This window comes from Flammeovirga yaeyamensis, from assembly GCF_018736045.1.
In the GTDB taxonomy this organism is placed as follows: domain Bacteria; phylum Bacteroidota; class Bacteroidia; order Cytophagales; family Flammeovirgaceae; genus Flammeovirga; species Flammeovirga yaeyamensis.
In genome coordinates this window covers 827,150-841,801 of the sequence record NZ_CP076133.1, presented here as the reverse complement: position 1 = coordinate 841,801, position 14,652 = coordinate 827,150, and the positions used below count along the sequence as shown (strand labels likewise).

Here is a 14,652-nt window from a genome sequence, read left to right as displayed (position 1 = left end):
AAAATTGAAATAGAGCGTTGATAGGCATAAAAAAAATCAGGTTAGTTCATTTTAAAAATAAACTAACCTGATTCGTATTCTATGCTAAATATATAAAGGCTTACTTCCCTTCGTTACAGTCTTTCACTGCATCTTTCTCATACATAATATCGTTCTTTTGGTGAGGGTAACCGATTGATTTCACATTAGTGATTTCGATGTTCCAATACCCTTTTGCAGCACCGCCTTTTCCTTCGGCTGTGTTTACTACCGTTGCACATGATGGTGCTTTGTAGCTTTCGCCGTCAGGGTTCTTACCGTCGATTAATTTACGATCTTCACAAGGCATATATCTAAAGTGCTTAGACTTTACTTGCGCTGTCGTACCGTAAGTACTTTTCACGTTCGTGATTTTAGAAGTACCTGCATATGTACCTGGCTTAAGGTTGTCTACTTTTTGTTTTTTAGACACATAACCTTTACCTACTCTTACTGCAAAACCACAGTTGACTGCTTCTACATTTTCCGCTTCCACGTGTCCGTTTTGGATAGAGTGAGGAGATACCATTAAAGCAGCATTACCGTTTTGGCAATAGATGTTTTTCGCTACAATATTGAAGTTACCACCTACTTGAAGGTCGTTCATTTTCTTCAAACCTGTTTCTAAACGAAGTGTTACACCACCATCACCCCAAATGTTTTCGTAGTATACATTTTTAGCTGCTTGTGATTGAATCAATCCATAACCGTAGTGTGCTTTCTCGATACGACAGTTTTTGATGACACCATTTTCTGGCATCACATATTCTCCTTTGTACTTGACATAACCCAAAGTAATTCCATTGAATTTAGTATTGTCATCCAAGATGTTCATGCCTTCAATCAGGAAGTTTTCAGAGTTCGCCAATTGGAACATTCTTACGTTTTTGTTCTGAGAAACACTCAAATCAACAGTGTACATGTCTTTGTTCGATCTTACACTTACGTTGGTTGCTCTGTGCTTTTCATCGCCAAACGACATGATCACAAAGTTCTTGTTATTACCAGGGTAAGTAGCATAAATTGTCGCTTTCGAATCGATGATAATATGAACATTCGATTTAAGAACTACATTTTTGAAATAATATTTACCTGCAGGAATGTTGATCACACCACCTTTACTTGAAGCAGTTAAATCGTCAATCGCTTTTTGCAGTTTCTCACTATCGTCCTGATCGTCTTTATTGTTGACCTTATAGTCTTTTACCAAATCAACTTTTTTCTTAGCGTCTTTGATTTTGTCAGTGTAAAAATCACTTTCTTTTTGGGCGAATGATTGAAATCCCAAAAGGAAACAGAAAAGAATAAAATAATTTTTCATCTCATTAATTAATTATAAATCCCAAATCGCTGAGGATGGGACGAAGTTGAAAGTGTATGGACTCTCAACGTTCGTCCAAATATCAGCATTAAATATTTTAAAAGTTTGAATTCTTAGATTTAAATGGCCTTCATTTCGTCTAAACAGAAACCATTAACATTTAGAGCGGTTAAACGAATAGTGTTGGCTCCCATACCTAATTGTACTTTCACCTCAAATTCTCTCCACTCCTTACGGTAGTTATCGAATGATGGTAAAGCAATGACCTGCTTCTCTCCATTCACGTCTAACGTTAACGTATGCTCTTTAATATCTCTCTTAGCAGCAGAGTATCTTAGTTTTAAAGTATACTCCCCTTCGCTACCGTCGTTTTCTTGATAGAACTCCACATAACCACCTTCGTTTCTTCCGTAATCGATAAAACCTTTGCCGTTAAAATTGGCTCCTTCGTTAGAAATTGTTACTCCATCGAAAGCGGCGTCTTCCGCTTGGTCTCCGCCAGGATTGGCTGCTGCCATCACTGTTTTCCATTCGAAACCAGCATCAGCTGCAAACTCCTCTTGCATTCTCAAAAGTTTTTTATTGTCTAGTAATACCAATGCTTTTACCGTCGTTCCTAATTCAATATCAAAGGCTTGTTTGTATTCTTTAGATGATGTTGTTGGCGTCGATCCATCAGTAGTATAATAGATACTGATTTTTCCATTGGATGCTTTTCCTCTCAGCGTAATTTGCTCCACATCGATGTTCACTTGGTTTGAGGTGATCAATCGTTTTTCGCCTAGAATCGATCCCACATACAAATTGATATCGCCATCTGCATCTGTCGACTCCACATACGCTCTAGTTAATCCGTAAAACGCAATTCTATCTGTCGCCTCATAATGCTTTTCTACATCAATCGGGCTACCGTTATCTAAAGCTTTAATTCTACCAGCACCGACTACATTAAAGAAGCTTCTATTTTCTCCATAAGGATAGAACTCTCCTTTTTTATCAGTTGATGCTATACGAACTTGAACAATGTCTTCCAAAGTATTAGCCATACCTTCTCCATCCACAGATAATTTGATTTTGGCAGGAGCATCAGCAGTTCTAATCACTTCATTCAAAATCGCTTTTCCATCTTTATAACCAACAGCTTTCAGTTCACCTTCTTGATAACCTACTAACCACTCGCATTGCATCTTATCCCACGATTTTCCTGGTTTTTGTTTACCTAATGATGCACCGTTTAAGAACAACTCGACTTCATCACAATTGGAATATACCCATACTGGAATTTCAATTCCTTTCTCTAATGTAGGATGTGTCCAGTGTGGTAAAATGTGGATCATTGGTTTGTTTGTCCATTGCGACTGATACAGGTAGAATAAATCCTTTTCGAAGTTCGCCATGTCGATTGCTCCACCCATAAATGCTTTGAAAGGCCATCCACCGTGAACAAAACCTGCTTCACCAATGTAATCGTGACCCGTCCATCTAAACGAACCTGCATAATTTGGAATGTCTCTAAGTTGCTCAATGTTTTGTCTAGATGTTAGACGAACCATTGCGTTATCGTAACTCGAATTAAAGATTTGTTTATAGCTACTTTTGTTCGCGGAAGTCGTCCAATCGTATGTAAATACTTCTTCATCTGTTAAATCCGGGTACTCATACGGTTGGTGACGAACACATGGATAACCATCTCTGTACCATGTTTTTGTTCTGTAATAACCTCTTACTTGCCAAGTATGTGTATTCTCAGTACCTACAAATACTCTGTCATTCGATAAATGATCGAAGAAACCTTTACGTTCACTATGGCCATTCACACCAAAAATATCCATATGATCCGAACCTGAGTGACCAGAAGTAACAGGTCTTGTATTGTCCAATTCATGACATCTTTCTACTAACGCTTTGGCTGCTTCCTCCCCTTTTGTCTCATTACCTACCGAGTAAATAATGATCGATGGGTGATTACGATCTCTTTTGATCCAATCCGTTAGATCTCTATTCCACCACTCCTCGAAGAAGTGAGCACCATAATCGTTGGGTGCTTTTTTGTGCCATCCATCAAAAATTTCGTCCATCACAAGCATTCCCATCTCATCACACATATCGTAGAACTGAGGTGTCTGAGGATTGTGAGAAGTACGAATAGCATTCACACCCATATCCTTCAATTGCTGAATTCTGAATCTTAAAATTTTATCGGGAACCGCTGCACCCAAAGCTCCTGCATCTTGGTGATTACACACCCCTTGCATTTTTGTTTCTACACCGTTGATAAATAGTCCTTCACCAGGTTTCCATTCTACATCGCGAACACCAAAGTTAGTCGAGTAATTTTCTTTCGTTTTTTTGGATGCTATTTTAGTTATTGCTTTGTATAAGTAAGGGGAATTGATAGACCACAAATGTGGATTCTTTATTTTCACCTTTTGCGTTATTTCTTGATGTCCGTTCCCATCAATCGTAAATTTAGAATCAGCTACAGCTACTTCTTTACCATTGGCATCGACAATAGAGGTCACTAGATTTCCTTTTTGTGTTTTAGCGAAATCGTTTTGAATCTCTGTTGTGATCGTCACTTCATCTTGTTCCGTTTTGATAAAGATACCCGACATTGGTACATGAAGTTTGGATTTTACATCAATCCATGTGTTCGCATAAATACCCGATCCTGTATACCATCTTGCAGACGGTTGTAAATCGTTATCCACTCGAACTGCAAAAGTGATTTCATTATTTTCGTCTACCTCTTTAGAGATATCATATTCAAAAGTAATCCACCCGAAAGGACGGTTACCTAATTTTCTTCCATTCGCCCAAACCGTAGAGTTCATAAATACGCCATCGAAAGTGATGTGTACCGACTGACCTTTCCATTCTTTTGGTACTTGAATCGTTTTTCTATACCAACCAATACCGGCAGGAAGGTAACCACACTTATCACCCATCGGATGATTTTCGTTGTATTCTCCTTCGATACTCCAATCGTGAGGCAGGTTTAAATTTCTCCAATCTTTATCATTATAGTTGGTTTTGTCTGCGCCAGTTTGATCGTCTAATTTAAATTTCCATTGCTCATTGAAGTTAATTCTTTGCTGAGCAAAAAGTGATAGGGATGAAAAAAGTATCCCAATAATAAGTAAGTACTTCATTTGAATTTCATTTTGAATGACTATACAAAGATGTCTTGATGATTGATTTAAAGTGATCCTGTGTGTATAAATTGTGTCTCCACAAAGACAAACATCAAGAAACTAAGCTGTTAGCTACATAATATCCGCTTTTTTGGAGTGTGTATTTTTATGTATTGAACCCAAAACAGACACAATACGAATTCCTCTACCTCTTCTTACGAAGTTTTGGTGGGTATAAAAAAAGAGGCTGACTCAAAAAACATGAGACAACCTCTTTACAATCTTTATCGAAAAGTATGTTTATTTGCTAGCTTCTAGCTTCTTTTTTTCTTTCTTCTTGCTCTTTGGTAGAAGGTATAAGTAAGAGTTATCATCAGTTACTTCTTTCCAACCTGCATATACCTCTTCTTCCCACTCTTGCAATTCTTTCTTCATTTTATCCACACGTGCTGCCTCAGCTTCTGCGTTGATCAAATCATTCTTTTCAGAGATATCTTCTACTACATTAAATAGTTCGAATTTTCCTGAGTGATATTTCTTCAACTTCCAATCGCCGTTCATAATCGCAGCATATTGGTCTTCGTAAGAACGCATGAAGTACAAGTTTCTTTCCTCCATTTCTTTACCTTGAAGCAATGGCATGATACTCTTACCTTGGATATTATCATCTGTGTATTTTTTACCTGATGCTACCTCCATTACTGTAGGGAAGATATCAATAGTTTGAATTGGCGTGTTACATTCCGATCCAGCTTCTACTTTATTCGGGTACTTGATAAACATTGGCACTCTTGCACCACCTTCACCCAAAGTATTCTGTCTCTTTCCGCCTGATAACGGAAGGTTCTCGAAATAACCACCTTGATCCGAAGTTAAGATGACCATGGTGTTATCATCCATATTTAAACGCTTCAATGTAGCCATAATCTTACCTACTGAAATATCCATACATTCTACCATTGCATGGTACTCTGCATATTTTTTTGTCATCCCTTGGTCCAAGTATTTTTGTACCAATTCTTTCTTACCAATATGAGGTCCGTGTACAGTATAATACCAAACCGAAAGCATGAAAGGTTGATCTTTATCGTAGTTCTCTAAGAAGTGAATTGTCGTGTCCGTCATCACATCTGTTAGATAAACTCCTTCTTGATCATCAAATTCTGTATAAGCGTTATTGTCTTTAAAGAACTTTGGATAATAGCTTTTCGGATGACCGAAGTTACTTACGCCAATTTGCTCATCGAATCCTTGGTGAATCGGGTGATAAGGCTCGTGACCTAAGTGCCATTTACCAATAAAAGCACTATAGTAACCAAAGTCTTTGATTCTTTCTGCATAGGTTACTTCTTCCAATGGAAGCCAGTTTTTAGAACCTCTTCTTACTGGGTCAATTTCCCATTTATGGAATTCGTGAGTGTTCGATCCGTCCGCATGTTCGTGTGGAATATGACGCGGCATTTGTAATCGAGCCGCCTCTTTACCTGTCACCATAGATGCTCTACTTGGGCTACATGTTGGAGTTGGAATATACGCTCTTGTAAATTCCATACTTTCCGTTTTTAGCTGACTAATATTAGGCGTTTTAAACGTCTCGTTTCTATGTTCTAAATCAGACCAACCGTAATCGTCTACAAATAGTAAAACTATATTCGGTTGCTTTTCCTTTGACTCCTGTGTTTTCTGTACAGTTGTACAACTCATTGCTCCTAAAAAAAATAGGAAAAGTAAACTATGTTTTATCATTTTCATTCCTTTTAAATGTTGTACACAAAGGTCTATTATGCTTCTTTTTTATTTGTCTATTTACATCTAAAAAATGTACCTATTCGTCAATATGTGGCTTTTCTTTATCAAAAAGTAACTTTTTACCGCCATCCTTTCAGGTTTTATAAAAATTTAGGACAAAAAAAATACCTCCGAGTAAGAGGTATTTTTTCAACTTTATAATACAAGTCACACATCAATTGATTCTAACTATAATATAATATTCTATTTTGACTGTACTGATTTTGATTTCTCTTTAGCTAAGTGCTTTTTGTATAATTTTGAATATTTTTTGTAGCCAATTTCTTCTCCATCAAGCATTCTTTGATACTCTTTTGGATAATGTTCTTTCACAAAATTCACAGGAGCCAAACCAGGAACAATTTTAGGATCGTAAACTTTAGATACTGGCGACATTTGTTGGTCCATTTCCAATGTTTCTTGACGCATTTGCTTTAAGACGTCCTTGTATTCTGGATTGTTCGCTAAATTATGTGTCTCGAAAGGATCATTAATAAAATCGTACAACTCTTCTTGAGGTTTTGTTGGCTCAAACCAACGTTGCTGTATCTCGTTTAGTTTTCCTTCTTCACTTAAAGATCGCATTACATGTACTGCCGGTCTGTACCATTCCAAATACCCTTGATGTGCATCGTAAGGAATTTCTGGTTTATCGTTTCTGATATATCTAAAGCGTTCTCCCGTAATTGAGCTTACTTGCTCAGGAATTTCATCCCATAAACCTCTGTATGAATACACGTTTTTACGATCAAAATTTTCATCAATAAACGATTGTCCTGTTAAGTAGTCTGGAAGTTCAACACCTGCGATATCTAAAATTGTAGCGGTAATATCTGTACTTGCAATAATCTGCTGAGATTCTTTATCATGCTCATAACCTTCTGGCCACTTGATGATTAAAGGAATTCTTGACCCAGGATCGTGCAAATAACCTTTACCTTTAATATTACAACGACCATTATCGCCAATCACAATAATGACAGTGTTATCGTAAACTCCTTTTGCTTTTAGCTCCTCGATCAACATTTTCATCTCGTTATCAGCGTACTCGACCTGATCTAAATATTTGGCCCAGTCCAAACGAATGGCAGGATGATCGGCATATTCCGGCGGTAGTTGTACCTCTGCAGGATTTACAGGATGTTCCGATTGTTCTCTCACTTCTGTCCACCAATCGCCTCTATGCGTTACGGCTAACTGAATCTGTGCAAAAAACGGTTGATCTTCTGCAGTGAACTCGTCGAACTTATCAAAAAGTCCGTAGTCTTCTTCCCATTTCCCGATAGGTTTGTGCTTGAAATTCACATCAATCTTACGGCCTTTTTTCATTACATTTTTATGGCCTAAGACGTTAGTATATCCTTGTTGTTTTAATAAATAAGTGAATGGTTGGAAAGGCGATGCTAGTGGTTCTTCTCTATTGCTTCTGTGGTGATGCGTATTGGTCAATCGCTGATGGGCACCGACCATCATAGCAGATCGGTTGGTCGAACAAATTGATGCTGTCCCATAACAATTATAATACAACGTTCCTTCTTCTGCTAAGGCATTAAAAGTAGGTGTTTTTACGGCAGGCATTCCATAACATTCAAAGTCATGACTAATGTCCTCCAACATCACCCAAACGATATTTGGTTTCTCTAGTTTGTTTTCTTTTTCCTTATGACTACAAGAAGTAATACATAATAAGGATAGTCCTAAAATGACGGTTTGTAATATTCTCATTCCACTCGTATTGTTTGTCATTTTGTAAAAGTCCTATTAAAAAAATGGATGGCTGTATGTATGGGTAAATAATTTGTTCAGAGACACATTATCAAATCATTAAAACATTATAGATATTGCTTATTGGCTCTTTCGTATCGTTTCAAGACTTTATTCTGAGGTTTCGTAAGTACATTTCCTTTCAGATACCAGTATATTGATCGGCTTATCACCACATCTGGAATGCTCAATTTGTCCAGCAATTTTTCGGTGATATCTTCTGTATATATTTCTTGTGTGGTGAGGTAATCGATGAATGCATTCACCTCATTGAAATCATCAAATTTTACTTTATCTATTATTTCTTCATGATATGTTTCTGTATCAAAAAGATTATTTAAAATCAGTAATCGATTTTGTTGCTTATTGGTGGCGTCGAGTAATGCTATTTTTTGATCGTAATTGATCTGTTTTAAAATCAATTTTAATTCATCGGCAAAAACCTTATCTGTATGATCTAAGAAATAGAGGAAGTAATCTGATATATCAAAGGCTCTCTGATTAAAAATATCCAACAATAAATGGTTTGTCCTATCAGTAGGTTGTTGGATCACCGCTCTAATATCCTCTTCAGAGAATTGATGAACAGTTCTGTTTCTCAGTTCATTTTTAATTTTTTCATTATTCACCCAATGCCATAATGTAAAACAAGAAAGTGTCGCTCCCACCACCACATCTTTATCGGTAATAAATTCTCTTGTAGCACCAGAATATCCATCTAAATCGTCTTCTTTTACTTGTAAATCTTCATACGTCAAACCTCCTAACTTCGAAAAAGGATCTCGTAGAATTTCATTCAACTTTCGATAATCGGCCGCATCAAAATCCATCGCTTTACCATCAACATATTTTTCAAGCTGTTGGTCTTTGGGAATGATTAATTTCTTAAAATCACTATACATATCCCATTCTAAAGTCACTGTAATGATCTTACATTGGTTAGTGTAACAAATCACAGAAGCCACATTCGTTGAATATTGATGCTGATCATTTTCAACAATTCCAATCACTTGATTCCCCTCTTTGATACCAGGATGTTTCACTTCTAATTCGAATGTGGGAACTTCTAAGTCGGAAGGAAGCTGTAAGAAAAATAATAGTATTAGTATAAAAAGTTTCATGTTGAATAACTAAGACGTAATAATCAACTTCAAGTAATAAAAAATCATTGGTGGAGATGTATCTGTGAATATATAAAATTATTGTATGAGTTTTTTAACCTATCTATTTTTCTATTTGATATAAAACCTAATGAATAAAGTAGATAATAAAGTGCTATTTTTGAAAGATAACACAAAGGCATTTTCAGTTTGACTAACCTAAAAATGAGTTTAACAAAATTACAAAAATCGGCCATCAATGCGGTGTCAGAATACACCAAAATACATCAAGATAAATACCTTGAGATAAGAGATATGATATTATATCAATCGGGTATCGATCAAAAAGTATATGACGAATATTGTGATAAACTCAAGAGATTTTCCCGTATTGGTATACATTTTCATCCTGACAGATACACTTCTGACCAAGCACTCATCATTGAAGGAATGATTGCTTCAGGGAAATATAAGAATCAATACGAAACTCAAGTTTCTTCAGGTAGTGTGACTGCATTTAAGGGTGGTGCAAGAGAGGAATGGGAGGATCATATCTTTAAGGGATCTTATCAAAATACACCTTTTACAGAACGGCCAAAATATGGAGCATTGCATTTCAACTTGGCAAAAGACGGCCCCTCTCCAAGATTTGGTTCTTGTTATTTTCTACTGAAACCTGAAATTAAAAATAGAGCTACTTTTTCTTATGGAGACACTTATGAATCGCCAAAAGAGTTAGGCACTATCCATGAGTTTGAATTCATCAATACCGCTTTATTAAAAGACCTATCCATTCGAGGCACTGCTTTAGGAGTATCCCACAATAAGGTGAGAGACTTTTTTTCACAAACGAACAAACAATTACCGCAAGCATTCCATTTCAATCCGCCTTCTAAGAATCTAGACTTTTACATAGAGGCACAAATACATGGTGATCTAAATTTAAAAGAAGATGTTGATGCTCTTATTGCTGACGATTCATTTTTTGGAACATCAATAGGTAACCACTTAGAAACACTATCCAAAAAATTTGATATCGATTTAATTTGGCACAAAGGCCCCGAACTTCGTGTGGAGGATTTTCCTTCGGATTTTAGAGGTCCAGAAGTTCCTGCTTTTGCTAAGAAAATTGGGAGGGATGGGAAAGTTAATGCGTTTGTTTTGGGTGAAGCTGGGAAGCAGATGAATAAAACTCATAAGAACTTACAGATGTTGAAGTATTTGTGGCATTGTTTGGTGAGGTTTGGGTATTAAAAAAACGCCCTCCACAATGCAGAAGACGTTTATAAAATAAATTAACTATATTTTTAACCTTGTTATTTGTCCAATAAGTCATAAATCAGGTTAACGTATTTCTTTAATGATCTGAAGTACCTCTTTTACCTGAGAGGTAATTTGATCTAAATTATATTGTCCATCATCGCCTTTTTTGAACAACTGTGAGCCTATACCTACACAGTGTACTCCGGCTTTGATCCATGTTTCTAAGTTTTCTCTTTCTGGTTTCACACCACCTGTTGGCATAATGCTCGACCAAGGTTGAGGACCCTTTACTGCTTTCACGAAATCTGGACCACCTACTTGTGCGCCTGGGAAGATTTTTACTACCTCTGCTCCTAATTCTTCTGCATATGAAATCTCTGTTAGAGATCCACAGCCTGGTGACCAAGATACTTTTCTACGGTTACATACTTTGGCCATATCTGCATTAAGAATTGGAGATACGATAAAGTCAGCACCAATTTGTAAGTACAATGCTGTCGTACCTGCATCATAAATACTACCAATTCCCATCGCCATTTCTGGCATATCTGTATTTCTGAATTTCACTAATTCAGCAAATACTTCATGAGCGAAGTCTCCTCTGTTTGTAAACTCGAATACACGAGCACCGCCATCGTAACAAGCTTTCAACACTTTTTTACACACTTCTACATCTTGATGATAGAAAACAGGTACCATTCCTACTTCTTTCATCTTTAAGGCTACTTCTATTCTAGAAAATTTCATGATTATCTTTGTATTTTTCCTGTTCCGTTAGTTTTTATAAAAGTCTGTACTTCGTCTACTGTACAGATATTTTGATCCCCTTCTACAGTGTGCTTAATTGCTGATGCTGCCACTGCAAAATCAATTGTTTCTTGAGGACCACCTAGGTTTCTTAAACCATAAATAAGTGCAGCCATAAATGAATCGCCACCACCTACTCTATCAATAATATGAGTGATATCATATTGAGTAGAACGATATACTTTTTCTCCATCATAAAGTGCTCCACTCCATGTATTATGCGATGCTGAAACAACACCTCTAGAAGTAAATACCACTACTTTACAGTTAGGGTATTCCTTCATGATTTTATCACCTTCAATTTTAAAAAGCTCATCATCAATAGGCCCTGCCAATACATCCACGTCTGGGTGAGTTCCCGACATTACGTGATTGTATTGCATCAATTCTGGCATTACTTCATCGGCTTCTTTTCCCCACTTCCATAGGTTGCCTCTAAAGTTATAATCCATAGAAATGGTTAAACCTTTTGCCTGAGCAAATTCCAATGCTTCTTTTAACGCTTCTGTTGCTCCCTCAGATACGGCTGGCGTAATTCCAGACCAATGGAACCAATCGGCATCTTTCAGGATTTCATCCCAATCGAACATTCCTTTTTTCATGGTTGCCGTAGAAGAATAATTTCTATCGTACACCACCTTTGAAGCTCTACCGACTGCACCATTTTCGTAATAGTATAAGCCCATTCGGTCGCCACCAAAAAGGATATCGTCTGTGTCTACTTTAAAGCTATTTAAATGACGAATCGCACTGGTTACCATATCGTTTTCTGGCACACGAGTAACATAAGAAACATTATCTCCAAACTGTGCTAAGGATACAGCTACGTTTGCTTCTGCTCCACCAAAATCTATATTTAATGATTTAGTTTGCGTTAGTCTCTGGTATCCAGGAGAGGACAATCTAATTAAAAGCTCTCCAAAACTGACGATCTTTTTCATGTTCCAAATAATAAAAAAATTTATAATCATCTATATCCCATCACTCAATCAGAAATTGGATAATGGGATATAGCTTAAAATTACCTTTTCTATGGCAGATAATACATAGACAAAATCACTATAATAGGGTCAAAAACTTTTTTTACCCTCTTTCTGGACAATACCACCCCGATAGCTTTTATTTTTTGCCTAGTTCACTAGCAATTTCTTAGTGACCACCACACCATCAAAGTTAAATTGTACCAAATGCATTCCTCTTTTCAATACATTTGATGGTATTTTAAATTCACTTTCTGGCTGATTTATTTCAAATACATTGTTTCCAATAATATCAAATACTCTAATATAAGTAGCTGCTTTTGGAGTAAGTACATTTACCTCCTGACCATTTGACGGATTCGGATACATTTTAATTAATGATACTTCCTCTGGAAGAATTCCCGTTGGAGGATCAATGCCATCAAAAGATCTTTCGATAGGTCTACTAAAATTATACACCCTCAAAGAGACACTACTGATGTGACCCGCTGCATCAGAAAATTCAACACTTACATTATTGCTTGATTCGATCAATTCATAAGGTACAGGAACTTCTAAAACTCCGAAGAATCTATCCTTGTCTTTCTGATCGTCTCCTCTATAATTATTAGGCACATCCACTTCTGTTCCGTTCACCTTAATCTTAGGGAAAAGCGACTTCCCATGATCTCTACCTATACCAATTCTCAATACGGCTTCACCTTCCTCTTCTACTGTTACATTCGGAATCGAAAACTCTAAAGGCGTCCCTCCAGCAATCTCTTGGTAATAAGTAGTGGCAAAGTATTTCGACTCTGTCGATGATTGATCAATGGTTACTTCATTTTGGAAAGTATAAGCAAGAATCAAAGTACCTTCACTTCCTAAAGAAAATGATTCTGGCACCTCATTAAAGACATTATTTGTGATCTGTGGAATATCGTCAATGGCAAACAAATGTCGAACTTCTACTGAAGTGATCGGATTCGTATCTGATCCAATGATATTAGGTCGTATAATTTCATCATTTTGATTCAAGTTATTGATGATCAAATACAACACATTGCCATCTAAGTAGGCATCCGTCTGTATGTCCAAATTATTTGATAAATGATCGACTCTTGTTCCTTGAACATCTTTCCATAGATCGTAGTATTTAATTACTTCTCCGTACACCCAATGTTTGCCAGTTGATCCTTCCAACTCATCATTCTGACGAAGTAAACGGTGTAAATAAGGGTAACCTTCGGAATCTCTACCCCATTCTGCTTTCAATACCCAGAAAGGAATCACTTTATTAATCGCTTGAGGACGATCTAAAAACGTCATAGTCTGAGATGACATTGAACGCATCAGATACCAATCTCTTTCTGGAGTCCAAGGTTGTTTAAAGAAGTCGTGCGCTTGTCCGCCATATTCTGAGATCATCACAGGCTTCACTTCATCAAACTTATTCCAAGAGGCATGTTCCATCATGTCCATCGTTGCCTCCAAGTTACTTCCTTTACGAAGCATTTCTTTTCCACCATTAATAGAAGCAAAATCATAGATGTGAATCGACCAGAAATCCATTTCCTCTCCACACATATCCATAAATGTATTCCAACGGTCTTCCCAACGTTTAAAGTTTTGCTCTTCAAAATTAGGGAAAGCAGTGGTGTATCCACCGATTTCAACTTTATCGCCATTTACTTTACGAATCTCTCTTGCCACAGTGTTATGGAACTCGAATATCTTTTTGATATCTGTGCTTCCATAATCCACCAAGTGCCACACCGGTTCGTTGATCACCTCAAAATACTTAGGTGTTTCCTCTTCGTTTTGGTCTTTATAAAACTCTTTGATGTAATGAGCGATATACTCACCTGTCGCAGTTCCTAAAGGCTCCTCTTCTGTATCTGTTTGAGATAACGCCCAACCTAAATTGGTTTTCTGACCGTCAGGCCAAAATGGATGTAGTTGTGCACCTAAAACCCACGACTTATTTTTGTGAGCATAGTCGCTGTAGGTACTATATTTATTTCTGTAGCTTACGGCTTCTTGTGCCAAAAAGGTAGTATCGGCAAAACCTGGGCGATTAGGATCTTGTTTAGCCACACCTCTTAATATCCATGAGATATGTCCGGTATCTCTACCTAAAAATACGTTCTTATTATTTAATAAGTCATTTCTGATGTCCGTAGGATCTGAGGCTGCATTGTCCCAATCCCCTTCACGCATGCCAGCGTGAATAGTCACATACTTATCTCTGTCAAATTCAGAGAAACCCTCAATCGAGTGTTTTACATCTATATTTACATCAATGATGTTTTGTGCAAATAAATGTGCTGGTATTAAACTGATGAATAGTAAAAAAAATCTTTTCATTTGGTAGTCTCTTTTTTATTAGTTGTTATTGAATAGTCAAATCTGATTTATATTATTCATTTCGATTACAAAAATAACTACACGTAATAAATAAGCACATTTCTTTTACTCGATAATTACTGAACAAAGGT

At 36.8% G+C, this 14,652-nt stretch carries 9 protein-coding genes; 1 reads left to right on the top strand and 8 read right to left on the bottom strand.

Annotated elements, in window-relative coordinates; genetic code table 11:
• Positions 1–100: 100 nt before the first annotated feature.
• The 5 genes from KMW28_RS23380 to KMW28_RS23360 form a co-directional block, all read right to left on the bottom strand.
• Complete coding sequence (locus KMW28_RS23380; RefSeq protein WP_084006045.1) at positions 101–1,339, bottom strand: glycosyl hydrolase family 28-related protein; 1,239 nt, start codon at positions 1,337–1,339, stop codon at positions 101–103.
• A 119-nt stretch (positions 1,340–1,458) separates the two neighbouring features.
• On the bottom strand, positions 1,459–4,491 hold the full coding sequence (locus KMW28_RS23375) for a glycoside hydrolase family 2 TIM barrel-domain containing protein (protein WP_169661979.1): 3,033 nt from the start codon (positions 4,489–4,491) through the stop codon (positions 1,459–1,461).
• A 282-nt stretch (positions 4,492–4,773) separates the two neighbouring features.
• Entirely contained in the window at positions 4,774–6,219 is a 1,446-nt protein-coding gene (locus KMW28_RS23370) for a sulfatase (protein WP_244994583.1), read from the bottom strand.
• A gap of 246 nt (positions 6,220–6,465) precedes the next feature.
• Positions 6,466–8,007, bottom strand: a complete 1,542-nt coding sequence (locus KMW28_RS23365; protein WP_169661980.1) for a sulfatase family protein — start codon at positions 8,005–8,007, stop codon at positions 6,466–6,468.
• A gap of 86 nt (positions 8,008–8,093) precedes the next feature.
• Positions 8,094–9,146 carry a hypothetical protein gene (locus KMW28_RS23360; RefSeq protein WP_169661981.1) on the bottom strand — a complete coding sequence of 351 codons (1,053 nt, stop codon included), beginning with the start codon at positions 9,144–9,146 and terminating at the stop codon, positions 8,094–8,096.
• Between the two features lie 204 nt (positions 9,147–9,350).
• Here KMW28_RS23360 and KMW28_RS23355 point away from each other — a divergent pair, with 204 nt between their 5' ends.
• Complete coding sequence (locus KMW28_RS23355) at positions 9,351–10,379, top strand: DUF3626 domain-containing protein (RefSeq protein WP_169661982.1); 1,029 nt, start codon at positions 9,351–9,353, stop codon at positions 10,377–10,379.
• Positions 10,380–10,469: 90 nt separating this feature from the next.
• On the opposite strand, the gene KMW28_RS23350 is transcribed toward KMW28_RS23355, so the two are convergent.
• The 3 genes from KMW28_RS23350 to KMW28_RS23340 form a co-directional block, all read right to left on the bottom strand.
• Complete coding sequence (locus tag KMW28_RS23350) at positions 10,470–11,135, bottom strand: bifunctional 4-hydroxy-2-oxoglutarate aldolase/2-dehydro-3-deoxy-phosphogluconate aldolase (protein WP_205958100.1); 666 nt, start codon at positions 11,133–11,135, stop codon at positions 10,470–10,472.
• A gap of 2 nt (positions 11,136–11,137) precedes the next feature.
• Positions 11,138–12,136, bottom strand: coding sequence for a sugar kinase (locus tag KMW28_RS23345; protein WP_169661983.1), 999 nt, complete (start codon positions 12,134–12,136; stop codon positions 11,138–11,140).
• A 189-nt stretch (positions 12,137–12,325) separates the two neighbouring features.
• The gene (locus KMW28_RS23340; RefSeq protein WP_169661984.1) at positions 12,326–14,521 is read right to left on the bottom strand and encodes a T9SS type A sorting domain-containing protein; all 2,196 of its coding nucleotides are present in this window, start codon (positions 14,519–14,521) and stop codon (positions 12,326–12,328) included.
• Between the last annotated feature and the right edge of the window lie 131 nt (positions 14,522–14,652).

Coding starts and splice junctions, on each gene's coding strand:
- KMW28_RS23350 (WP_205958100.1), bottom strand. CDS start 11,135: ATGAAATTTTCTAGAATAGAAGTAGCCTTAAAGATGAAAGAAGTAGGA.
- KMW28_RS23365 (WP_169661980.1), bottom strand. CDS start 8,007: ATGACAAACAATACGAGTGGAATGAGAATATTACAAACCGTCATTTTA.
- KMW28_RS23380 (WP_084006045.1), bottom strand. CDS start 1,339: ATGAAAAATTATTTTATTCTTTTCTGTTTCCTTTTGGGATTTCAATCA.
- KMW28_RS23345 (WP_169661983.1), bottom strand. CDS start 12,136: ATGAAAAAGATCGTCAGTTTTGGAGAGCTTTTAATTAGATTGTCCTCT.
- KMW28_RS23370 (WP_244994583.1), bottom strand. CDS start 6,219: ATGATAAAACATAGTTTACTTTTCCTATTTTTTTTAGGAGCAATGAGT.
- KMW28_RS23340 (WP_169661984.1), bottom strand. CDS start 14,521: ATGAAAAGATTTTTTTTACTATTCATCAGTTTAATACCAGCACATTTA.
- KMW28_RS23355 (WP_169661982.1), top strand. CDS start 9,351: ATGAGTTTAACAAAATTACAAAAATCGGCCATCAATGCGGTGTCAGAA.
- KMW28_RS23360 (WP_169661981.1), bottom strand. CDS start 9,146: ATGAAACTTTTTATACTAATACTATTATTTTTCTTACAGCTTCCTTCC.
- KMW28_RS23375 (WP_169661979.1), bottom strand. CDS start 4,491: ATGAAGTACTTACTTATTATTGGGATACTTTTTTCATCCCTATCACTT.